The 22,123-nt window shown below is 68.5% G+C and carries 25 protein-coding genes; 20 read left to right on the top strand and 5 right to left on the bottom strand.

What is annotated here, in order from left to right; translation table 11 throughout:
* Positions 1–7 precede the first annotated feature (7 nt).
* A complete protein-coding gene (locus tag D0C15_RS30270) occupies positions 8–469 on the bottom strand; it encodes a hypothetical protein (protein ID WP_245976412.1) in 462 nt (153 codons plus the stop codon).
* Between the two features lie 36 nt (positions 470–505).
* Between D0C15_RS30270 and dapE the strand changes: the two genes are divergently transcribed.
* The 11 genes from dapE (at position 506) to D0C15_RS30215 (ending at position 11,200) form a co-directional block, all read left to right on the top strand.
* On the top strand, positions 506–1,585 hold the full coding sequence (dapE, locus tag D0C15_RS30265) for a succinyl-diaminopimelate desuccinylase (RefSeq protein WP_116051537.1): 1,080 nt from the start codon (positions 506–508) through the stop codon (positions 1,583–1,585).
* A gap of 244 nt (positions 1,586–1,829) precedes the next feature.
* On the top strand, positions 1,830–2,999 hold the full coding sequence (locus D0C15_RS30260; protein WP_162830312.1) for a hypothetical protein: 1,170 nt from the start codon (positions 1,830–1,832) through the stop codon (positions 2,997–2,999).
* Entirely contained in the window at positions 2,999–4,441 is a 1,443-nt protein-coding gene (locus D0C15_RS30255) for an ABC transporter substrate-binding protein (protein ID WP_116051535.1), read from the top strand. Before D0C15_RS30260 ends, D0C15_RS30255 begins: the two co-directional genes overlap by 1 nt.
* Positions 4,438–5,334, top strand: a complete 897-nt coding sequence (locus D0C15_RS30250; protein ID WP_116051534.1) for a branched-chain amino acid ABC transporter permease — start codon at positions 4,438–4,440, stop codon at positions 5,332–5,334. The genes D0C15_RS30255 and D0C15_RS30250 overlap by 4 nt, the downstream gene beginning before the upstream one ends.
* Positions 5,331–6,572, top strand: coding sequence for a branched-chain amino acid ABC transporter permease (locus tag D0C15_RS30245; RefSeq protein WP_116051533.1), 1,242 nt, complete (start codon positions 5,331–5,333; stop codon positions 6,570–6,572). The genes D0C15_RS30250 and D0C15_RS30245 overlap by 4 nt, the downstream gene beginning before the upstream one ends.
* Entirely contained in the window at positions 6,559–7,362 is an 804-nt protein-coding gene (locus D0C15_RS30240) for an ABC transporter ATP-binding protein (RefSeq protein ID WP_116051545.1), read from the top strand. Before D0C15_RS30245 ends, D0C15_RS30240 begins: the two co-directional genes overlap by 14 nt.
* On the top strand, positions 7,362–8,069 hold the full coding sequence (locus D0C15_RS30235) for an ABC transporter ATP-binding protein (RefSeq protein ID WP_245976410.1): 708 nt from the start codon (positions 7,362–7,364) through the stop codon (positions 8,067–8,069). Before D0C15_RS30240 ends, D0C15_RS30235 begins: the two co-directional genes overlap by 1 nt.
* Before the next feature lie 27 nt (positions 8,070–8,096).
* A complete protein-coding gene (locus D0C15_RS30230) occupies positions 8,097–8,567 on the top strand; it encodes a hypothetical protein (protein ID WP_116051531.1) in 471 nt (156 codons plus the stop codon).
* Positions 8,568–8,599: 32 nt separating this feature from the next.
* A complete protein-coding gene (locus D0C15_RS30225) occupies positions 8,600–9,805 on the top strand; it encodes a M15 family metallopeptidase (protein WP_116051530.1) in 1,206 nt (401 codons plus the stop codon).
* A gap of 72 nt (positions 9,806–9,877) precedes the next feature.
* The gene (locus tag D0C15_RS30220) at positions 9,878–10,663 is read left to right on the top strand and encodes an LOG family protein (RefSeq protein WP_116051529.1); all 786 of its coding nucleotides are present in this window, start codon (positions 9,878–9,880) and stop codon (positions 10,661–10,663) included.
* Complete coding sequence (locus D0C15_RS30215; protein WP_116051528.1) at positions 10,664–11,200, top strand: LOG family protein; 537 nt, start codon at positions 10,664–10,666, stop codon at positions 11,198–11,200. It begins immediately after the preceding gene.
* Positions 11,201–11,463: 263 nt separating this feature from the next.
* Here D0C15_RS30215 and D0C15_RS30210 read toward each other — a convergent pair whose 3' ends face one another.
* The gene (locus D0C15_RS30210) at positions 11,464–12,138 is read right to left on the bottom strand and encodes a lysophospholipid acyltransferase family protein (RefSeq protein ID WP_116051527.1); all 675 of its coding nucleotides are present in this window, start codon (positions 12,136–12,138) and stop codon (positions 11,464–11,466) included.
* A 47-nt stretch (positions 12,139–12,185) separates the two neighbouring features.
* On the opposite strand from D0C15_RS30210, the gene D0C15_RS30205 reads away from it, so the two are divergent.
* From D0C15_RS30205 to D0C15_RS30190, 4 genes are read left to right on the top strand one after another with little or no spacing between them, the layout of a single operon-like run.
* Positions 12,186–13,139: a glucosyl-3-phosphoglycerate synthase gene (locus D0C15_RS30205; protein ID WP_116051526.1), complete on the top strand. Its 954-nt coding sequence runs from the start codon at positions 12,186–12,188 to the stop codon at positions 13,137–13,139.
* A gap of 46 nt (positions 13,140–13,185) precedes the next feature.
* A complete protein-coding gene (locus tag D0C15_RS30200) occupies positions 13,186–13,509 on the top strand; it encodes a DivIVA domain-containing protein (protein WP_116051525.1) in 324 nt (107 codons plus the stop codon).
* 11 nt (positions 13,510–13,520) lie between these two features.
* The gene (locus tag D0C15_RS30195; RefSeq protein WP_342768620.1) at positions 13,521–13,961 is read left to right on the top strand and encodes an SRPBCC family protein; all 441 of its coding nucleotides are present in this window, start codon (positions 13,521–13,523) and stop codon (positions 13,959–13,961) included.
* Between the two features lie 3 nt (positions 13,962–13,964).
* Entirely contained in the window at positions 13,965–14,537 is a 573-nt protein-coding gene (locus D0C15_RS30190; protein WP_116051523.1) for a DNA-3-methyladenine glycosylase I, read from the top strand.
* An 80-nt stretch (positions 14,538–14,617) separates the two neighbouring features.
* Here the strand turns inward: D0C15_RS30190 and D0C15_RS30185 are convergent, their stop codons facing one another.
* A complete protein-coding gene (locus tag D0C15_RS30185) occupies positions 14,618–15,412 on the bottom strand; it encodes an enoyl-CoA hydratase-related protein (RefSeq protein ID WP_116051522.1) in 795 nt (264 codons plus the stop codon).
* A 188-nt stretch (positions 15,413–15,600) separates the two neighbouring features.
* Between D0C15_RS30185 and D0C15_RS30180 the strand changes: the two genes are divergently transcribed.
* Together D0C15_RS30180 and D0C15_RS30175 are read left to right on the top strand one after the other, a co-directional pair.
* Positions 15,601–15,768 (top strand): DUF3117 domain-containing protein, encoded by a 168-nt coding sequence (locus D0C15_RS30180; RefSeq protein WP_005155393.1) that lies wholly within the window; start codon positions 15,601–15,603, stop codon positions 15,766–15,768.
* A 101-nt stretch (positions 15,769–15,869) separates the two neighbouring features.
* Positions 15,870–17,366: a leucyl aminopeptidase family protein gene (locus D0C15_RS30175; protein ID WP_116051521.1), complete on the top strand. Its 1,497-nt coding sequence runs from the start codon at positions 15,870–15,872 to the stop codon at positions 17,364–17,366.
* Here D0C15_RS30175 and D0C15_RS30170 read toward each other — a convergent pair.
* Positions 17,357–18,271 (bottom strand): LysR family transcriptional regulator, encoded by a 915-nt coding sequence (locus D0C15_RS30170; protein ID WP_116051520.1) that lies wholly within the window; start codon positions 18,269–18,271, stop codon positions 17,357–17,359. The genes D0C15_RS30175 and D0C15_RS30170 overlap by 10 nt on opposite strands.
* Positions 18,272–18,388: 117 nt before the next feature.
* On the opposite strand from D0C15_RS30170, the gene D0C15_RS30165 reads away from it, so the two are divergent.
* Positions 18,389–19,588 (top strand): MFS transporter, encoded by a 1,200-nt coding sequence (locus D0C15_RS30165; protein WP_245976413.1) that lies wholly within the window; start codon positions 18,389–18,391, stop codon positions 19,586–19,588.
* A 40-nt stretch (positions 19,589–19,628) separates the two neighbouring features.
* Here the strand turns inward: D0C15_RS30165 and D0C15_RS30160 are convergent, their stop codons facing one another.
* Complete coding sequence (locus D0C15_RS30160) at positions 19,629–20,282, bottom strand: O-methyltransferase (protein ID WP_116051519.1); 654 nt, start codon at positions 20,280–20,282, stop codon at positions 19,629–19,631.
* Between the two features lie 330 nt (positions 20,283–20,612).
* On the opposite strand from D0C15_RS30160, the gene sigE reads away from it, so the two are divergent.
* A complete protein-coding gene (gene sigE / locus D0C15_RS30155) occupies positions 20,613–21,263 on the top strand; it encodes an RNA polymerase sigma factor SigE (protein ID WP_116051518.1) in 651 nt (216 codons plus the stop codon).
* Positions 21,264–21,490: 227 nt separating this feature from the next.
* On the top strand, positions 21,491–22,123 hold a 633-nt coding region (locus D0C15_RS30150), incomplete at its 3' end, for an anti-sigma factor family protein (protein ID WP_211323386.1).

The raw sequence follows: 22,123 nt of genomic DNA, 5'->3' as shown, positions 1-22,123 counted from the left end.
CGCCCGTTCAGCCCGGGGTCGTCCCGGTCTCGGTTGCCGGGGTGGTGCTCACCACCGCGCCAAGGGCCGACTCGACCCCGCCCAGGGCGTCCGCGATCGCGACCAGTGCATCCGAGCAGGTCGCGGCGCCGGTGCCTGCTTCGGTGTTGCAGGAGTCAGCGCGGTATGCGGTGATCGCCGCTTCGAGTTCGGTGCCGTACCTGGCGAGTTCGGGGTGGGCGGTACCGGCGAACTGGCGGGCCTTGCCGGGAACGCTGCCCAGCTGGGTGACGTACTTCTCACAGCCGGGCGGGTCCTGCTCGGCTGGTTCGGTGTAGCAGGTGTCGACGGTGAGCGCCTCCAGTTTGACCTGCAGTGCTCCGGGACCCGGATCCTGAGGTGCCCGCTTCGGGGTCGGGCCTGCCTCACCGGAGCAGGCGGTCAGCAGGAACACGGCGCCGAGGACGGCGGGGACAACTCGTATGCGCACGATCTCACGGTACGCAGTCCCGGTAGCGTCGGGCACGTGAGCACCCTGGACCTGCGTGCAGACCCCGTCGAGATCACCGCGGCGCTGGTGGACATCGCCAGCGTGTCCGGAGCCGAGGCGGAGATCGCCGGGGTGGTAGAGGACGCACTTCGCGTCCACGCTCCGCACCTGGAGATCGTCCGCAACGGCGACGCAGTGCTGGCCCGCACCCATTTCGGGCTGCCGGAGCGAGTCGTGCTCGCCGGACACCTGGACACCGTTCCGGTGAACGAGAACCTGCCGCTGGAACGCACCGGTAGCGGGTCGGGCGAGGTGCTGCACGGACTCGGGACCGTGGACATGAAGGGCGGCGACGCGGTCTTCCTGCACCTGGCCGCCGCCGTCACCAACCCACGCAGGGACCTCACCTTCGTCTTCTACGACTGCGAGGAGGTCGAGGCGGCGCGCAACGGCCTCGGCCGGATCGAACGGGAGCAGCCGGAGTGGCTGCACGGCGATCTCGCGATCGTGGGGGAGCCGTCGAACGCGGTGATCGAGGCGGGCTGCCAGGGCACGATGCGGGTGGAGTTGCGCGCCAGCGGTACGAGGGCACACACCGCGAGAGCCTGGATGGGCAGCAACGCGATCCACGCACTGGCCGAGCCACTGGCCCGCCTCGCCGCGTACGAAGCCCGCGTGGTCGACATCGACGGGCTGACCTACCGCGAGGGGCTGCAGGCGGTCCGGGTGAACGGCGGGGTCGCGGGCAACGTCGTGCCGGACGAGGCCGTGCTGGCGATCAACCACCGCTTCGCCCCCGACCGCACACTGGAGGAGGCGCAGCGGCATCTGCGCGAGGTGTTCGACGGCTACACCTTGTCCGTTGTGGACTCCTCGCCTGCCGCACTGCCGGGGCTCGGCGCACCCGCCGCCGCGGAGTTGGTCGCCGCAGCGGGCGGTCGTGCGGCGGCGAAGCTCGGCTGGACGGATGTCGCCCGCTTCGCCGAACTCGGTATGGCTGCGGTGAACTTCGGCCCGGGGGATCCGACCCTCGCGCATACCAGGCAGGAGCACGTGGCGGCCACGGAGATCAGGCGAGTGGCCGAGGTACTACGGGTCTTCCTGGCTGGTAGCTGAACAAGCCTGCGGCCGGACAGATCGCAGCGGCCGCACCGGATCCATGACCCGGTCAAGGATGCCGTCGAGGGCCACCGATTCCGTGGGGGATCGGGAGACGCGCTGCGTCCTACGGGGTAACGGAGGGCGATTGCTGGTCGGGACCACTATCGCCCGAATGCCGTCTTTGTAACCCTTGTGAGTGTTTTAGGAGTGATGTAGCTTACTTTCGCTGGCCTACTCGACAGTAACTAAGGGGCCTTAGATGCGCGACGAGTTGAGTGACACACGACTTGCGGCCCTCCGTCTGTCGAGCCCGACGGTGGAGGTACATCGCAAGATTGGTCTGGCGTTCCTGCTCAGCCTCGTGCTGGGCGTGCTGGGCGTGGGCGCCGCGAGTGCCGCCGTGGAAAGGGTCGACCCGGGAACGGCATCGGGTGCGCAGATAGTCAAGACGGGTTGGTGGTGGAAAACCAACGACACCAGCCAGTTTCCAGCCGCGGCCTCGCCAGGAACAGATGCGTTGCCGCCCGCTCCTCCCCCGAAGAACGTGCCGGAGGGCGCCCTTCCGGCGTCCGCCGTACTGGGCGATGCGGAGAAGCTGTCGGCGATCGAGTTCTCCTTCGATGCCGAGCCGGGTGCCGTCGTGTCCTCGTTCGTTCTCTCCCTGCGCGAGAGCAAGGAGCCGGGCGCAAACGCCGGCGCGGATGCGGAAGGCACCAGGGTGGTCGCCTGCTCCGTTACCGAACCGTTCTGGTCCGACGGGGAAGCCGCGGCGTGGCGAGCGAAGCCGGACTTCGACGACGGCAACTGCCAGCCGGGCGAGCGTGGCGCGGACGGGGTGTGGACCTTCGATCTGACCTCGTTCGCGGTTCAGTGGCTGGGCCAGGACAACCAGACGTCCGGCTCCGTGGTCCTTGTCGAGCAGGTCGATCAGCCGGAGAGCTTCCAGGTCGCCTTCGACGGGATCGGCAACAAGGGCATCGGCGTCGCACTGGTCGCCACGCCGGGGCCGAGCAACCCGGGAAATGGCGGCTCGGAAAACGACGACGCCGCGATCGGTACCGGCGACAGTGGTTCCGCGCCGGAAGACTTCTCCTCCGACCTGGCCGGAGGCGCACCGGAGGCAGCACCGGTCGAGCTGGACGCGGCCCCGGAAGGGGCGGAGATCCCGGTGGCCGCGCCAGCTGATGCCGACGTACCGCAACCGCAGGCAGCCCCGGTCGCCCAGCCCTTCCTGATCGCCCCATCGGCGCTGGAAGACATCCCGGCCGGGATATGGATCCTGGCCCCGATCGTGCTCGGCCTGGCCTACCTCTCGATGCTCGCGCTCGGTCCAGCGGGTGAGCCCGCGACGGCGACCGCGCGGCGCGGGGTCAGCCGGGCACTCGAACAGTGGCGAAGCGGTGGCAGAAGGACAGGAGGAGCCCGGTGATGCGGGTACGGACACTGCGGATCGGTGCAATCGTCTTCGCCGTATCCGCGATGGTGGTCGCGGGATGTGGCCAGAAGCCGGGCGTCGGCCAGCTGTACGGTCCGGGCGGACAGGCGCTGGGCATGCCGGGCGCGGAGAACCTCGTGCCCGGTGCCGAAGGTGTGGTTCCCGGGGCCGAAGGAACTGTTCCCGGCGCGGACGGCGTCGTGCCGGGCGAGGAGCTGAACGGTACCGGTACCGACAGCGGTACCGGTACCGACAGCCGCACCGGTGATACCTCGAAGAAGGCTCCGGGCACACCGAGAACGACCGACGCGACGCCATCCGGCCCGGTCGATCGCACCGGCGTCACCAAAACCACCATCAAGATCGGAATCCATGCCCCGGTGACCGGTGCGGCGGCGTTCCCGCAGCGGTCCTTCGAGAACGCCGTAGGGGTCTACGCGAGCTACATCAACAGCAAGGGCGGCATCAACGGACGAAAGCTCGAGGTGCTGTTCCGCGACGACGCGTTCAATCCCAACCAGGCCCGCGCGGCGTGCAAGGACCTCGCCCAGCAGCAGAAGGTCTTCCTGATCATCGGCGGGGCGGGTTCCGACCAGATCGACTCCTGCGCCCGCTACGCCGCGTCGGTCGGGGTGCCCTACATTTCGGCCGGAGTGCATGAGGCCCGGCCGAATCTGGGGACGCTCAATGCCCTGCGCACTTACTACGCCGTATCACTGACGTACGAGCAGCAGGCTCCGATGATCACCAAGGTGGTGCGGGGCCAGTTCGGCGGTCAGAAGGTCGGTTTGATGGTGGCCAGCAACGACAGCCTGAACAACTACTTCGGGGTACAGAAGGGCTCGTTGAGCAAGGCGTTCGGCGGCAACCTCGCCTTCGCTGAGCGGGTGCCGAAGAACATCCAGTCCGAAGCCCCGACGATCGCCGCCAAGATCTGCAACAGCGGAGCCAAGGCCGTGGTGTGGAACGGAAGTCCCAGCGGTCTGATCAACGTCACCAAGGCGATGACCTGCTCGGTCCGGTTCGTGGGGCCGGGTAACACCAACGGTCTCAACATCGTGGCGACCGGTGGCTGCCCGCAGCTGGCCAACGCGCAGTTCTTCTCTTCGTTCCCCCAGCTGGACAAGATCAACTCGATGGACCCGAACTTCGCTCCGGCCTATCGGAAGAAGAACGGTTCCGCGCCCGACGACATCGCCATCGCGATCTGGGGCATCGAGAAGCTGGTCAGTCAGATGGCCGAGGCAGCGGGCAAGGACCTGAGCAGGCAGAGCCTGATGGCGGCACTCGACAGCGGGAAGACGTTCGACAACGGCGTCTACCCCAAGGTGAAGTTCGGCGGGAAGAAGCACTTCGGTGGCACCGGGATGCACCTGCTGAGGGCGGACTGTGGTGCGCGGCAGTTCCGGACTGAGCAGGTGAACGTCCGACCATGATGACCGAGCTGGGAATCGCCCTGGTCAACGGCGTGTTCCGGGGCAGTGTGTACGCACTGGTCGCGCTCGGGATCGTGCTGATCTACCGGGCGTCGGGCGTCTTCAACTTCGCCCAGGCCGAGTTCGGCACGACCGGGCTGTTCGCCGCGTTCGCGGCAGTAGAGCTATGGGGCTGGGACTACGGGTGGGGCATCGTGTTCGGCCTCGCCGCGGCGGTGGCGATGGGGCTTGCCACCGAACGTCTCGTGATCCATCCGCTGCGAAACGCGTCGCGGGTCACCCTGCTCGTCGGTACGGCGGGCGTCGCATTGGCCGCGATCGGGATCCAGTTCTGGCGTAACAACGAGGTTCCGATCAGGACCATGCCCAAAATCGTCGACGGGGTGGCCTTCGCCCCCTTCGGCGCGGCCGTCACCTGGCAGCACCTGATCACCTTCGGCGTGCTCGTCGCGGTGGCGATCGCGCTGGCGATCTTCTTCAGGTCGCCGTCCGGAATCGCGATACAGGCGGCGCAGCAGGAGTCCACCGCCGCGGAACTGGTCGGCATCAGTGTCCGCAGGGTGTCGATGATGACGTGGGGCATCGCGGCTCTGCTCGGCGGGTTGGCCGGAGTGCTGTCCGGTCCCAACCTGACCTTCACGGCGGGTTTTCTGAGCTTCGGTGGTGGCGCCGCACTGCTGCCCGGCTTGATGGCCGCGGTGCTCGGGGGCATGAAGAGCATGCCTGGGGCGGTGCTCGGCGGTGTGGTGGTCGGAGTCATCGAGCAGTTCGGCAGCCTGAGCCTGTTCGGCGGTATGGCGGGCGGCGGCGCGATGATCCTGTTCGTGTTCCTGCTCGTGGTGCTGTTGCTGAGGCCGCAGGGACTGTTCGTGAGAAGGGCGGTCCCCGTATGAGAATCGCTGACACTTCGGAATCATCTGGGCGCAGCAGCACGGACGAGAACCAGGAGGCCGAAACCGAGGCGACAACGGAACTGACAACCGTGCTGCCCACCGAATCGCCGGCCGAGACGACCCGGGAGATGCCGACCGTCGTCGAGGAGTCCACCGACGACGAGGAACAGCCGTTCCGGCCGAGCAGTGCCGGCTGGCTCGCCAGGGGCCTGCTCTGGCTGCTGCTGGCATGGGTGGTCTTCGCGCTACCCGGAAACGTGCTCTCTCCGTTCGAGCTCGGCGTGTCCGACGTGAGTCACGCCTCGAAGGCCGTGGTCTTCGCCATCATCGGCCTTTCGCTGAACGTGCTGATCGGCTATACGGGCACCATCTCGCTGGGACACCAGGCGTTCGTCGGCGTCGGCGCTTTCGTTTCTGCCTACATCGTGGTGGATATGGGCGCCGAGTTCTGGTTCGCACTGCCGATCGCGGCGTTCGTCGGCGGGCTTCAGGCCGCGGTGCTCGGCGCGATCTCACTGCGACTGACCGGGCTCTACTTCGCGCTGGTCACCCTCGCGTACGGGATGTTCGCCGAGGAAACACTGTTCAGTATCGCCGCTTTCACCGGCGGCGAAGGCGGCAAGGAAATACCCCGCCCCATTGGTTTCGAAAGTGACTTCACCTTCTACTACCTATGTCTGGCGTTTCTGGCAGTGGTGCTCTGGCTGGACTGGCGACTCATGCGCACCAAGGGCGGCCGGGCCCTCCAGGCCCTTCGGGAGAACCCGCGGGTGGCCTCGTCCTTCGGCATCAACGTGAAGGCCTACACGTTGCTCGCGTTCGTCACCTCCGGGGTGTTCGCGGGCATCGGGGGTGCGTTGCTGGCGCAGAACAACACGCTCATCGTGCCCACCAGCTTCAACTTCCAGCTGGCCCTGATCTTCGTTCTGATGACCGTGGTCGGCGGACTGCGCAACCGCATCGGTGTTGTCATCGGTTCGGTCTTCTTCGCCCTGATGGAAGGCGGCACGCTGGTCGAGATCCTGCATATCGAGGGCTTCATCGAAGGCACAATCGGCCTGCCGAAGGAGTTCTTCGGACTGGTGGTGGGGCCGATTCTGTTGCTGTTGACCATCACCCTGTATCCGGGTGGTATCGGGCAGCAGATCGCACCGATCAAGGAATGGCTGCTGGGCCGCCGGTTCGACCTCCATGCGGGCAAGCTTTCCGAGGTGGAGGTGAACGATGTCCGTGCTTGAGGTGAGCAAAGTCAGCATTCACTTCGGTGGGGTCAAGGCCCTGCAGCAGGTCGACCTGCGCGCGGGTGAGTGGGAGATCGTCGGCATCATCGGGCCCAACGGGGCGGGAAAGACGACGCTGTTCAACTGCATCACCGGCTTCTACCGTCCCAGTAAGGGCAAGGTTCGATATCGCGGTAAGACCATCACTTCGCTGCCGGTGCACAAACGCGCCGCGTTGGGTATCGGACGCACCTTCCAGAACGTGGGCCTGGTCAAGAACACCACGGTGCTGGAGAACGTGGTCACCGCGCAGCACCTGGAGACCGAATACGATCCGTGGGCTGGGATGACCGGTGGGCCCGCCACTTTCGCCGAGGAGCGCCGTCTGCGCGACCGTGCGGAGCAACTGCTCGACCTGCTCGACCTGCACGACGTCGCCGAGGCCAGGGTGGCTGACCTGCCCTACGGCGTGCTGAAGCGGGTCGAGATCGCCACGGTGCTCGCGACCGACCCGGACCTGCTTCTGCTGGACGAGCCCGGATCGGGCATGGGCCCGGAGGAAGCGCACGAACTGGGAGACACGCTGCTGTCGTTGCGCCGCCAGTTCGGCATCACCATCGTGCTGATCGACCACCATGTCCCGCTGGTCACTCGAATATCGGACTACATGTATTGCCTCAACTTCGGCGAGGTGCTCGCCGAGGGTAAGCCGGAGGAGGTGCGCCGCCATCCCGAGGTGGTCCGTGCCTATCTCGGTGAGGAACCCGGACAGGACAGCGGCGCTCCGGCGCAGGAGGAGTACGCCTGATGGCTCTGCTGGAAGTGTCCGACCTGGTCGTCGGCTACGACGCCTTCCCGGTGTTGCACGGGATCGACTTCGTCGTCGAGGAGGGTGAACTCTGTGTGTTGCTCGGTCTCAACGGTGCGGGCAAAACCACGGCGATCAGCACGATCGCGGGCCTGCTCCGGCCGCGCTCCGGCCAGGTCCGTTTCGACGGCAAAGGCCTCGGCCGGAAGTCCGCTTCGGCACGGGTGGCCAGCGGGATCGCGCTGAGCCCCGAGGGGCGCCGGGTGTTTCCCCGCCTGACCGTGCGGCAGAACCTGCGGCTCGGCGCGTGGACCCGCCGGAGAGAGAGCAAGACCGTCAAACGACAGCTCGATCTGGTCGTCGACTACTTCCCCCAGCTCGGGGAGCGGGAGGACCAGCTTGCGGGCACGCTGTCGGGCGGGGAGCAGCAGATGCTCGCCGTGGGACGAGCCTTGATGTCGCGTCCCCGGCTGCTGCTGATCGACGAGGCATCGCTGGGGCTGTCGCCGACACTTGCTCGCACGGTCTGGGAGGTCACCTCCCGGATCAAGGCCGACGGCACCACGGTGCTGATGGTCGAGCAGAACGCGGGTGCGCTGCCGTTCGCGGACCGCGCACTGATCATGGAAAAAGGAACCCTGGTGTACACCGGCGTGGGTGATCAGCTTCGTGAGGTCAACCTGCGCGAGGCATATCTCGGGGCTTAGACCCGGGACGAGACAAGGGAGTACCGAGTGCAGATAAATCTCAGTCGACTGGGTGGGCAGCTCGGCGTGCTGCTGTGTCTCGTCGGGTTCGTCCTGTTGTTCCTCGGTTGGAACGGTGCGGCCAGTCAGCCGTTCATCCACGCCCAGTTCCCGTACGTGATCTCCGGTGGGTTGGTCGGTCTCTCCGTGGTCGTCGTCGGCGCTGCCATGATCATCGTGCAGAACCAGCGGCAGGATCGGGCCAAGCTCGAAGCGGCTCTCGACCGGTTGGCGTCCGCCGTCGAGCATCAGGGGTCCAACGCGGGCGTCAGTGCGGCGACGGGCCTGGGTTTCACCGGCTTCGTGGTGTCGGGTCAATCCTCCTATCACCGCGTCGACTGCCACCTTCCGGAGGCGCGCGACGAGGCGGAGCTGGTGCAGATCGAGGCGGTCGTCGCCCGTGGTCTGACCCCTTGCCGAGTCTGCAACCCGCCCCGTATCGGGCAGCTGGCCAACTGAGCGGGGGCAGTCATGTTCCGACTGGCCCGGGCGTGAGCGAGACACTGAGCGCGTGGCTTCGCCAGTCCGCGGTCCGCTCGGTGACCTGCGTGCTGGCCGGCGCGATGCTCACGGGCTGCGGTGTGTACGACTCGGTGGACGTAAGGGCCGCCACGGCGGAGCGGGCCAAGGCGGAGCCGAGCGGCGCATCGACGTGGGCGGTGCCCGATCCAGGTCCGCTGCGGGGCACGTTGCTCACCGCCGACCTGCTCGTCGTGGGTGACAACACGCTGCCCGCATCGTTGAGGAACCGGGTCAACGATCTCAGCGGCGTCCGGCTGGCGACGCCCCTGTCGATGGCGTCGGTTCCGGTCGGGGAGCGATCCATCACGGTGGTGGCCGCCGACCCCGCTGCCTATCGTCGCTATACCGATGAGGCCACCGCCGGGACGGACGAGGTCTGGCAAGCCGTCGCCAGTGGCGACGTCACCCTCAGCCATCAGATCGGGCGGGACCTGAATCAACCGTTGGGCGGGACGCTCGGCCTCCGCACGCATATCGAGGAACTGGAGCTGCGAATCGGCGCCTACGCCACGACAGTTCCGCAAATCGATGCCGTGGTCAACGAGCGCAGGCGCGCCCAGCTCGGCATGAAGCAGGACAACGCGCTCCTGGTCTCGGTCGACCAGGTCGATATCGACGGCACGGCGAGAAAGCTCCGTGAGCTCGTGGGCGATCGCGCGGACGTTCGGCCGCTGAGCGAGACCACTGTCCGGGAAGGCACCCGGCAGGCAGCTCAGCTGACTCGCGGGTCGGTGGCGCAGGCCGTCGGATCGTTCAGCTATCGCTACTTCGACGATGGCACAGTGCAGCCTGAGGCGCGGTGGGTGGCGGCGAACATCCGTACCGAGAACGTGCCGATCCTCGGCAGGGTCATCTGCCATCGGGTGATGCTCAGCCAGTTGCGGGCCGCGCTGGAAGACGTCGTGCGGCAGGGGCTGGCCGGCAGCATCGACCGGGGGGACTACGGCGGCTGCTATGTGCCGCGGTTCATCGGCCATGACCCCGCGCGCGGTCTGTCGCTGCACACCTGGGGTATCGCCATCGATCTGAACGTCGCGGGAAACCAGCGTGGCACCGTGGGCGAGATCGATCGCCGAGTGGTGGACATTTTCAAGAAGTGGGGATTTGCCTGGGGCGGCGACTGGCAGTGGACCGATCCCATGCACTTCGAACTGGCCGCACTCGTGCGGAGCTGACCGGCGCACAGCGCGGCTGAGCCCAGTAACGGGCGAGATACCTCAACATCGTTGCGGCACTAGGCTGGCACCGTGAGCGACCAGGTGAGCAACGAGTTCCAGAACGATCCCGAGCACCCTCCTGAGCACTATCGCGGCCCCGTGGTCCTGCGCAGGGAGAAGCGGGTCGGCGACAGCACCACCGACCAGCGGCTGCTCGACTCGCGTGGGCCGAGTGACTGGGTGCATACCGATCCGTGGCGGGTGTTGCGGATTCAGTCCGAGTTCGTAGAGGGCTTCGGCGCGCTGGCCGAAGTGCCGCGCGCGGTCACGGTGTTCGGTTCGGCCCGCACCTCCCGCGACCACCCGGAGTACGAGCTCGGCCGCCGGATAGGCGCCGCGCTCGCCGAGGCCGGGTTCGCCGCGATCACCGGCGGTGGCCCTGGCTCGATGGAGGCGGTCAACCGGGGTGCTTCCGAAGCGGGCGGGCTCTCCATCGGACTCGGTATCGAGTTGCCCTTCGAGCAGGGGCTGAATCCGTGGGTGGACCTCGGAGTGAACTTTCGCTACTTCTTCACCCGCAAGACGATGTTCGTCAAGTACGCGCAGGCCTTCATTTGCCTGCCAGGTGGTTTTGGCACGCTGGACGAGCTGTTCGAGGCGCTGACCCTGGTGCAGACCAAGAAGGTCACGAAGTTCCCCGTGGTGCTGTTCGGCAGTGACTACTGGGGCGGCCTGCACGACTGGGTCCGTAACACCGTGCTGCGCGAGGGCAAGATCGGGGAGAAGGACGCGGCCCTGCTGCATGTCACCGACGACATCGACGACGCCGTGAAGATCGTGCTGGACGCTTACAAGGCTTGGGAGGACACGCACTAGATGAAGCGGATCTGTGTTTTCTGCGGCTCGTCGGACGGCAACGGGAGCCGGTACGTCGAGAACGCGGCGGCGCTGGGTGGCCTGCTCGCCCGGCGCGGCATCGGCCTCGTGTACGGCGGTGCGAGTGTCGGCACAATGGGAGTCATCGCCGACGCGGCACTGGCCGAGGGCGGCGAGGTGTTCGGAGTGATCCCGGAACATCTTCGGCGTGCGGAGGTCGCCCACCACGGGCTGACCGAGCTGCACGTGGTGGCCGACATGCACGAGCGCAAGGCGAAGATGGCGGCACTCAGCGACGGGTTCCTCGCGCTGCCCGGCGGCGCGGGCACGCTGGAGGAGCTGTTCGAGGTGTGGACCTGGGCTCAGCTGGGGCTGCACGACAAGCCGATCGGCCTGGTCGACACCGACGGGTACTACCGGCAGCTCGTCTCGTTCATCGACCACATGACGACCGAGGGTTTCCTGCAGCCCCGCACCCGCGACCTGCTCGCCGTTGACCCCGACCCAGCCGTCCTGCTCGACAAGTTCACCCCCTAGCCCACAGCACCACTCGCGCTCTCCCGGGAAAGCGCGGTAGTTGCGCGCGCGGGGTATTCGCGCTTTCCCGGGAAAGCGCGAGTGGTTGCACGCGCGGGGCACTCGCGCTTTCCCGGGAAAGTGCGGTTGTTGCAGGCGCGGGGCACTCGCACTTTCTCGGGAAAGCGCGGTTGTTGCGCGCGCGGGGTATTCGCGCTTTCCCGGGAAAGCGCGGTGGTTGCTGGCGCGGGGTATCGCGCTTTCCCGGGAAAGTGCGAGTGGTGTTACGCGGCGCCCGACTCCGGGCGCGCGTGGTAGGTGTCCACGTACTCCTGCTGCGACAGCTCCATGATCGCGTACATGATCTCGTCGGTCACCGCTCGGCGAACGGCGGGGGAGGCGTTCATCCCGTCATAGCGGGAGAAGTCGAGTGGCGCACCGAATCGGACGACGACCCTGGCGATTCGGGGGATGCGCATGCCCACCGGCTGCACCTTCTCGGTACCGCTGAGCGCTACCGGAACCACCACGGCACCGGTGGCCAGTGCCAGCGCAGCGACACCGGTGTGCCCCCGGTGCAGCCTGCCGTCCAGCGAGCGCGTGCCCTCCGGGTAGATGCCGAACACCCCGCCGTCGTGCAGAACCGCCCTGGCCGCTTCCAGCGCGGCCAGACCGGCCTTGGCGTTGCCCCGCTCCACCGGTACGTAACCGAGGGCGGAGAGGAATCCCGCGAACAACCGTCCCTTGAGTCCCTTGCCCGCGAAGTACTCGGCCTTCCCGAGGAATTTCACCGACCGCGGCGAGACGATCCCGAGCACGGCGGTGTCGACCGCGGCGTGGTGATTGGCGGCCAGCAGCACCGCTCCTCGCTCGGGAACGTTGTCCGCGCCGCGGACGACTGGCCGGTACAGCAACCGGGCCAGCGGCGCGAGTAGTCCGCGGATGAGCAGGTGCAGCACAGGTCCTCCCACAACGATGGTGACTCAAGCATGGCACGATCGGCGACATGACCCCCGAGACGAGCGCCTGGTTCGCGAGGCGGACGTGGCAGTCGCCACACTGGTCCGTCGACGAGCTCGTCGAGGCGAAGGCCGGACGCACGGTGTCGGTGGTGCTGCCCGCACTCGACGAGGAAGACACCGTCGGCGCCGTCGTGCGCTCGGTGCGTCCGCTGCTGGGGTCGCTTGTGGACGAACTCGTGGTGGTCGACTCCGGTTCCACCGACGACACCGTCGCCGAGGCCGGCAGGGCGGGTGCGAGGGTCGTCCGGCGGGCGGATGTGCTCCCCGAATGGGATCCGGTGCCCGGCAAGGGCGAGGTGCTCTGGCGTTCCCTCGCCGCGACCAGCGGGGATCTTGTCGTCTTCCTCGACTCCGATCTGGTGGAACCGGATCCGGCGTTCGTACCGACCCTGCTCGGCCCGCTGCTGACGGAGCAGGGTGTGCACCTGGTGAAAGGCTTCTACCGCAGGCCGCTGCGGCTGGAGAGCGACGAACAGGGCACCGGTGGTGGCCGGGTCACGGAGCTGTTGGCCCGGCCCGCGCTGGCCGCGCTGCGGCCCGCGCTCGCCGGACTCGTGCAGCCACTCGGCGGGGAGTACGCCGCGACAAGGGAGCTGCTGGAGTCCGTGCCGTTCGCGGCCGGATACGGCGTCGAGATCGGTCTGCTGCTCGACACCGAGGCCACTCGCGGCCTCGACGCGCTGGCCCAGGTGAACCTGGGTGTGCGCAAGCATCGCAACCGGTCGCTGCTGCAGCTCGGGGTCATGGCGAGCCAGATTCTGGGCACGGCACTCGCGCGCTGCGGTACGGAGTCGGCGGAAGCGGGTGAGTTGACCCAGTTCGTGCAGGTCGCGGGTGAGTGGCTGCCGGACACCACGCCGGTGACCGTCGCGGATCGGCCGCCGATGCGTGACGTCCTCTCGGCGCGTGGCAACGGTGGGGGTCCTCTGCGTCGGTGAGCGGCGCGCGAGGACATCGGCGGGGCCGGTGTGCCACGATCGTCGAGTGACCACCGCGTTGATCTACCTCATCGTGATGCTGCTCGTGGCGGCTGTGGTGTTCCTGATCGCCGCAGTCGTCTTCGGCCGTGGCGAGGAACTCGCCCCGCTCGCGCCCGGCAGCTCGCCGACCCGGTTGCCTGCCGAGGACATCACCGGCGAGGACGTGCGCGAGGTGAAATTCCAGCTGGTGCTGCGCGGCTACAAGATGGCCGAGGTCGACTGGGTGGTGGCCAGGCTGGGTTTGGAGATCGACGGGCTGCGCGCTCGCGTTGCCGAGCTGGAGAGCGGGGCGGGCGAGCAGCCCGCATGGCGGGAGACGGCACAGTGACGACTGACGTGATGCTCTCGGTCGACGTCGCGGCGCCCGCGGGCACGACCTGGCTCGCGCTGACCGACTGGGAGCGGCAGGGCGAGTGGATGCTCGCCACCGACGTCCGGGTGACCGAGGGCAACGGTCGCAGTGTCGGCTCCAGGCTCGCCGCCATCAGCGGACTCGGCCCGATCGGATTCACCGACACCATGGAGATCACCGGCTGGGAGCCGCCTGCGCGCTGCACCGTGCGCCATCTCGGCAAGCTGGTCCGCGGCACCGGCACCTTCCATGTGCAGGACAGGGGGCCGGATCGATCCGTGTTCATCTGGTCGGAGCGGCTGATCCTGCCGTTCGGCCCGATTGGGAAGCTGGGCTGGCCGCTGGCCAAGCCGGTGTTCACCGCGGGACTGCGCTACTCACTCCAACGCTTCGCCCGGTTCGCCGAGTCGTACGTGGTGGGTGAATGAGCGGTGAGCGAACTTCTTGGTTCCGACGGGGTGTCGCGATGCAGCTGGGGCAACACTGCCCCCGACTACGCCGAGTACCACGACAGCGAGTGGGGAATCCCGCTGCGCGGTGAGGTCGCGTTGTTCGAACGGCTGTCGCTGGAGGCGTTCCAGTCCGGACTGTCCTGGATCGTGATCCTGCGCAAGCGCGAGGGCTTCCGGCGTGCGTTCGAGGGTTTCCGGCCGGAGCGGGTGGCGACGTTCACCGAGGACGACGTCGCCCGCCTGCTCGGTGACGCCGCGATCGTTCGCAACCGCGCCAAGATCGCGGCAACGGTCACCAATGCCCGTGCCATCGCCGAGTTGGACCGCCCACTTGACGAGCTGCTCTGGTCCTTCGCCCCGGTGCCGGACGGCCGCGCAAGACCGAGCACGATGAGCGACGTCCCCGCGATCACCGCGGAGTCGAAGGCGATGGCGCGCGAACTGAAGAAGCGCGGATTCACGTTCGTCGGCCCGACCACCTGCTACGCCATGATGCAGGCCACCGGCATGGTCGACGACCACGTCGAAGGGTGCTGGCGGGCCGCCGACTGAGCGGCGGGAGGAGTTCCCCAATGTGGCATTGGGGAACTCCAACGTCCCCAATGCCGCATTGGGGAACTCCGCCCCACCCCTCAGGCGCCGGTGAAGTTCGGCCTGCGCTTGGCGACGAACGCCTCCACCGCCTCGGTGTGGTCGGCTGTCTTGCCGAGCGCGCCCTGTGCCTCCTCCTCCGCGGCGAGTGCCTCGTCGAGGGTGCTCTCGGCGGCGAGCGTCAGCACTCCCTTGATCTTCGAGTAGGCCACGGTCGGTCCAGCCGCGAGCTTCGCCGCCACCGTCTGGGCCCGCTGCGCCAGTTCCGCGTCCGCCACGACCTCGCCGACCAGCCCGATCCGCTGGGCTTCCTCGGCGTCGACCGTGCGGGCCAGCAGCATCAGTTCGGCCGCCCTGCCGTAGCCGATGAGTCGCTGCAGCGTCCAGGCCGCGCCCGAGTCCGGGCCGAGGCCGACATTGGCGAAGGCCATCAGGAAGTTGGAGGACTCAGCCGCGATTCGCAGATCACTGGCGTAGGCGAAAGCGGCGCCCGCCCCGGCCGCGGGGCCGTTGACCGCCGCGATCACCGGCTTGGGCATGTCCACGATCGCCTTCACAATCGGGTTGTAGTGGTCGGCGACTGTCCGCAGCGGCGCCGGATCACCCGCCTGCAGGAGGCCGACATGCTCCTTGAGGTCCTGACCCGCGCAGAAGGCTTTGCCCGTACCGGTCAGCACCACCGCGCGCACGGTGTCGTCGGCTGCCGCGTCGCGCAACGCGGCCAGCAGTCGCTCCTTCAGTTCGATCGTGAGCGAGTTGTAGGCCTTCGGCCGGTTGAGCGTCAGCGTGCGCACACCGTCGGCGTCGGCGGCCAGCAACACGTCGTCGGTCGTCACTAAAATCCTCCTGAAATCGGGGCTGTCGGGCGAGTCTCGCAGCCTCACGGGCCGCATACCAGCACCTATGCAACACCAAAAGATCGGTCCGCGTTCGCGGCCACTTCCTGATGAGGGAGAATGGTCACAACCCGGTTGCTTTGGCGGGCGCGACCCGGGCGCGCCGGTTGAGACGGAGGGAGCACGCTATGGCGGCCATGAAGCCCCGGACCGGAGATGGTCCCCTCGAAGTAACTAAGGAGGGGCGGGGCCTCGTGATGCGCGTACCACTCGAGGGTGGTGGGCGACTCGTCGTCGAGCTTTCGGCCGAAGAGGCCAAGGATCTCGGTGCTGCCCTGCAGGAGGTCACCGGCTGAACCACTGCTGACCAGCCCTGCCAGCGTTGACACAACCGTCTGCTGGCCTGTCCGACGCGCCCGCAGCCAGGGTGCGTCGTCGTGCTACCCGGAGGTCGCTGATGGCGCGTTCGCCGCTGCCCACCGTTCCCACCCCGCTCATCGACGTCGAAGTGACCCACAGTTCGCGCCGTGGTGTGCCGCTCGCCGCGGTGATCATCGGCCAGAACGGCGACGAAGGTACCGGCACGGGCGGCGGCACCGCGGACTTCGGTGAACTGATCGCGCAGCTGCACGCGACTGGCCGGGCAGGCGAGGTGCACACGGTCGCGACCGGAACTCCCGCGCGCTGGCTCGTCGGTGCCGGATCCGGCGACGCCGCGGGGTATCGAGCGGCCGGGGCGGCCTTCGTTCGAGCGGCCGATTCCGACGCGGCCGCGGCGGCGCGGGCCGGGGCCCGTCCCGCGCGGACCGTTCAGGTGCGATTGCCCGACGGTGCGGGACCACAGGAGTACGCCGAGTTCGCGGTCGGAGCGCTGCTCGGCGGGTATCACTTCAAGGTCTCCGGCGAGGATCCGGATCCACGGGTACGCGGCGTGCGCCTGCTCGCAGGCGAGCAAGCGGAAGGTTGTGCGGATGCCGTCGACCGCGCACTCCGGCTGGCCGCGGCCTCGTCGCTCGCCCGCGACCTGGCCAACACGCCGTCGAATGTGAAGAACCCCGAGTGGCTGGCAGGCGTTGCCCGTCGCGCGGCCGAGGAGGTGGCCGGCCTTTCGGTCACCGTGCGGGACGAACAATGGCTCGCGGACAAGGGGTTCGGCGGCGTTCTCGCGGTGGGCGGCGGTTCGGCCAGCCCGCCGCGACTGATCGAACTCAGCTACCGGCCGCGCGGCGCCCGCGCACATCTGCTGCTGGTGGGCAAGGGCATCACCTTCGACACCGGCGGAATCTCGATCAAACCCGCGGACGGCATGCATTTGATGCGCACCGACATGGCGGGCGGCGGCGCGGTGATCGCGGCGATCAGGGCGATCGCGGCACTGGGGCTCAAAGTCCGGGTGACGGCCCTGGTTCCGGCCGCGGAGAACCACGTCTCGGGATCGGCGTACCGCCCCGGTGATGTCGTGCGGCACTACGGCGGCCGGACCACCGAGGTCGGCAACACCGACGCCGAGGGTCGGATGGTGCTGGCCGACGCGCTGGCGTACGGAATCAAGCAGTACTCGCCGGACGCCGTTGTCGACGTCGCGACACTGACCGGCGCGATGAAACTGTCGCTGGGTCTGCGCACCGGCGGCCTCTTCGCGACCGAGGACGACCTGGCCGAGCGGGTGCGAACCGCGGGTGTGCGCGCGGGTGAGCCCTGGTGGCGGATGCCGCTGCTGGAGGACCTCGTCGAGGTGGTGCGCGGGGAACTCGCCGACGTCAAGCAGACGCCGTCCGGGCCGGGTGCGATCACCGCGGCGCTGTTCCTCCGCGAGTTCACCGAGGGCCTGCCCTGGGCGCACCTGGACATCGCAGGTCCCGCCCGCTCCGAGAAGAACTACAACGAGGTGGTGCCGGGCGGTACCGGCTTCGGTGCGCGCACCCTCGTGGAGCTCGTCGCCTCCTACGCGTGACGGGTGGCGGTGACGTAATCCCGGAAACCCCGCACCGCGGGCGTCAGGGCGTGGCGCTTCGGCCAGACGAGGCCGATGGAACGACTGATGCGGGGCCGCAGCGGCAGTTCCACCACCCCCGCAGGTGGCGCGGAACCGAAACTGGGCAGCAGGGCCACCCCGAGCCCGGCCGCGACCAGTCCGCGCACCGTGTCCGACTCCTGGCCCTCGAACGCGGTCCTCGGTTGGAAGCCGGCCCGCGCGCACAGTTCGTCGGTGATCTGGCGCAGCCCGTACCCGGACTCCAGCAGTACGAATTCGTCGTCTGCGAACTCGGCGATCTCTACCTCGTCTCGTCCGGCGAGCCGGTGGACCGCGGGGACGGAGAGGAACAGTTCCTGTTCCGAGAGCACGAATCCGGCCAGTTCTGGATCGCCTGACGGCAGCGGAGCGACGAGCGCGAGGTCGACGTCGCCCCGGGCGAGCCGGTCGATGATGTCCCGCCGGGACCCCTGGATGAGGCTGAACCGCACCTGCGGATGCCGCTGCCGGAATCCGCGCAGCAGTTCCGGAACCAGCGCCCGGCCGAGCAGGTGCAGGAACCCGAGTTTGATGTGCCCGAGTTCGGGATCGATCTCCTCGCGTACCTGACGCAGGCCGTGTTCCACGGCGCCGAGCGCGTTCCCGGCGGTCGACGCGAGCAACTCGCCTGCCCTGGTGAGACGAATCCCACGGCCCTCGGTCGCGGTGAGCGGGGCGCCCACCGCCATGCCGAGGGCGGCAAGCCTGCGGCTCACGGTGGGTTGCGGGATACCGAGGAGCTCGGCTGCCCTGGTGACGTTTCCGGTCTCGGCCAGCGCCTTCAGCACGGCCAGATTGGGGGCCAGCCGGGCCGCGAGCACGGCATCCGTTGATTCATGCAGCACAGAATCAATTATGACGGTTCTGCGTATTAGACGTATTGATTAGTGCGGCTTAACTTCTGAGTGGTGACGACGCAGGAGCAGAAGAACGTGATCCAGGACAGGCGGGAGACGCGGCGGATCACCCTCGCCGTGGCGGCGGCCGGGATGTCCTCGTTCGCCCTGCTCTATGCGCCTCAACCGCTGTTGCCGCAGTTGGCCGCACACTTCGCCCTCGATCCGGGCCGCGCTTCCCTGTCCATCGGGCTCGCGACCGGTGCGCTGGCACTCGCGGTCCTGCCGATCGCGGCGCTGTCCGAGGTGACCGGCAGGCGACCGGTGATCGTGACGTCCGTAATCGCGTCGGTGGTGCTGGGCGTACTGCTGTCGTTCGCGCCCAACTATCCGGTGTTTCTCGTGCTCCGGGTGCTGCAGGGCATTGCCATCGCCGGATTTCCCGGCGTCGCCGCGGCCTACCTGACCGAGCAGCTCGGCCGATCCGCCTCCCGTCGCCAGCCGGACGGCGACGCCGCGCGCCGCCAGTCTCATGCCAACGGCGTGGCGACCGCGGTGGGCGCGATGGTCGCGGGCAACACCGTCGGCGGGATGACCGGCAGACTCGCCGCCGGGTTCACCACGGACCTGTTCGGCTGGCGTGGGGCGCTCGGTGCCGTGACCGGGGTCGCGTTGCTCTGCTCGCTGCTTACCGTGCTCCTGCTACCCCGCTCGACCGGATCACCAGCAGGGGCCGGTACGCCGACCGCGCGCGGACTGGCCGCCGGGATCGGCACCTCACTGCGGGCACCGGTATTGCTGGTGCAGTACACGGTCGCCCTGCTCGCGATGGGTTCGTTCGTCGCGCTCTACAACGCGGCCGGGTTCCGGCTCACCGGCGCGCCGCTCGAGCTCAGTCCGGCGATCGCGGCCCTGGTCTACCTCGCCTACGCCATGGGGGCGGTGTCCTCGGGCGCTGCGGGCAGATTGGTCCGCCGTTTCGGCAGGGTCCGCTCGCTGGTTACCGCGCTGGTGATCACCGTGGCCGGAGCCACGCTCACGCTGCCCGACTCGCTCCCGCTGGTGGTGGCGGGCTTCGTCGTGCTCACCGGAGGCTTCTTCGCCGCACACGCGGTGGCGAACGGCTGGGCGGCCGCGGAGGCACCGGCAAAGGCGCGCGGCCAGGTCTCCGGGATGTACACGCTCGCGTACTACCTGGGCAGCAGCGTCGGCGGCACGATCGGAACCGCGGTCTACGGCCACGCCGGCTGGGGCGTGCTCGTGGCGGTCACCGCGTGCTGGCTCGGCCTCGCAGGCCTCGGGGTGCTGCTGTTCGCGCGCAGATGACCGCGCGCCCGCGTGCAGGGCCTGCTGGTGGGCGGGTTGGTCAGTGGTCGGCCGCCGCCGCCACCAGCAGGCCGCCCCCGACCGGTAGCAGCGCAGGGACCAGTCGCTCGTCCTCGCGGACGGCTCGGGCGACTTCGCGCAGCGCCATCGTCTCCGGGTCGCGGCGGCCGGGCTCGCCGAGGTGGCCGTCGGCGAGTGCGTTGTGGAACACGATGACCCCGCCCGGTCGCAGCAACTGCACCCCCTTCTCGTAGTACAGGGGGTACTCGACGCGCGCCGCATCCACGAACACCAGGTCGTAGCCACCCGAGGTCAGCCTGGGCAGCACATCCAGTGCTCGACCCATGATCAGTCGTGTGCGACCGGGAGCGAAACCAGCGGCAGAGAAGGTCGTCCTGGCGGCCCGGTGGTACTCGGGTTCGATGTCGATCGAGGTGAGGATGCCGTCCTTGGCCATACCTCTGAGCAGGTGTAGCCCACTGACCCCGCCTCCGGTGCCGATCTCCACCACGGCCCTGGCCTGCAGGGCGGCGGCGAGGAAGCACAGCGCCGCTCCGCTCGCGGCGTCCACCGAAGGGCACCCGAGCTCCTGGGCACGCAGGCGCGCCACGGTGAGCGGATCGTCCTCGGGCAGGAAACCCTCGATCAGGTCACCCAGTCCGGCCGAACCAGTGGTGTGGGTCTCGGAGGTCACGGGGAAGAGACTAGCGCGACCGGCGCCGCTGGTTGGGGGACCACGCGCTGAGCGCTGTGAGCCTGCCGGCGTGTGAGGCGGTGGGTGCTGCGCGACCGGCGCCGCTGGTTGGGGGACCACGCGCTGAGCGCTGTGAGCCTGCCGGCGTGTGAGGCGGTGGGTGCTGTGCGACCGGCCGGCGTGTGAAGTGGGCGTTCGCCGCCGCACACTCTCAGGCTCCTCTCAGCGCCGTCTCACTAGAACCATAAGGAGACGGGCGAGACTGAGTCTCGTCAGTGGGAACACACGACGCCGGACCCGCGTTGGGTGGAGTAGTTGGGAGACAGCCCGATGGAGGTGCCTTCACCGCCGATGCAGAAGACCCCGATGCCCGCGCAACCGCAGGCCGAGTCCGCCGTTGCGGGCGTAACGAGCACCGTGAGCACCGCTGGTGACCACGGCGAGGTGGCCTGGACGCCACCGTCCTGGGACGAGGTCGTGCGTGAGCACGCCGATCGCGTCTACCGGCTCGCCTATCGCCTGTCCGGTAACACCCATGACGCCGAGGACCTCACCCAGGAGACGTTCATCCGGGTCTTCCGCTCGCTGGCCTCCTACAAGCCGGGCACTTTCGAGGGCTGGCTGCACCGGATCACCACCAACCTCTTCCTCGACATGGCCCGGCGCCGGTCGCGGGTGCGGATGGAGGGGCTGCCGGAGGACACCGATCGGATCATCGGTGACGACCCGAGCCCGGAACAGGTGTACTCAGAAACGCACCTCGACCCGGACCTGCAGGCCGCGCTCGACGAGCTACCGCCGGAGTTCCGTGCCGCCGTGGTCCTCTGCGATGTGGAGGGCCTGTCCTACGAGGAGATCGGTGCCACCCTCGGCGTGAAGCTCGGTACGGTGCGGAGCAGGATTCACCGCGGTCGCCAGGCGTTGCGCGCCTCCCTTGAGCGCCGCAGGGCGCTGAAACAGGGGTCGGAGGTGCGGGTATGAGCGACCGGCACCGTGGGCGAGCCGGGTATGGCAGCGAGCGATGTGCAGCCTGCCGGCGAGTGAGGCGAGGGATATGAGCGACCGGCACCGTGGGCGAGCCGGGTATGGCAGCGAGCGATGTGCAGCCTGCCGGCGAGTGAGGCGAGGGATATGAGCGACCGGCACCGTGGGCGAGCCGGGTATGGCAGCGAGCGATGTGCAGCCTGCCGGCGAGTGAGGCGAGGGATATGAGCGAACTTCGTGGCTGGGGACTTCCCGAGTCGCATCTTCTGCCGGACGCCGTCGTCGCCTTCGTCGACCAGGAACTGTCCCTCGCGGCACACGAGCGTGCCGCTTCGCACGTCGCCCGCTGCCCAGGCTGCGCCGCTGACGTGTCCGCCCAACGGCAGGCGCGGACCGCGGTCCAGAGCGCGCACGCTCCGTCGATGTCGGCGGGTTTTCTCGCGAGCCTGCGCTCCATCCCGCAGGACACCGAACTGTCCGCCTCGCCCGACAACCTGGCGATGACCGAGGACGGGCAGTTGGTGACGATCCAGCGCCCTGACCGTGTCGCAGGTCTGCGAGGTGCCGGTTCCCCTTCCGTACTGGGCGGCGCCGCTCCGCTCGGCCAGGTGGCGCCGCTGGGAAACTCGCCGAACGTGCTGGGCTCGGGAAGCAGACTCAACACGGGCGGTACCCGGCGCAGGGCGGCGCAGGGCGCCGGAATGGTCGTGTCCGGTCTCGTGTTGAGCGCGCTCGCGCTCGTCGCGACATCGGGCGCGAACGACCCCGAGGTGCCCCGTGACCCGAGTGGCCAGCAGCCACCGGCCGGTGTGCTGCGTGCCCAGTTCGGCGCCCAGCCTCCCGCGCCCACCAGCGCC

Origin of the sequence: Amycolatopsis palatopharyngis (genome assembly GCF_003385185.1) — a bacterium.
In the GTDB taxonomy this organism is placed as follows: domain Bacteria; phylum Actinomycetota; class Actinomycetes; order Mycobacteriales; family Pseudonocardiaceae; genus Amycolatopsis; species Amycolatopsis palatopharyngis.
This window is presented reverse-complemented; position numbering and strand designations above follow the sequence as displayed.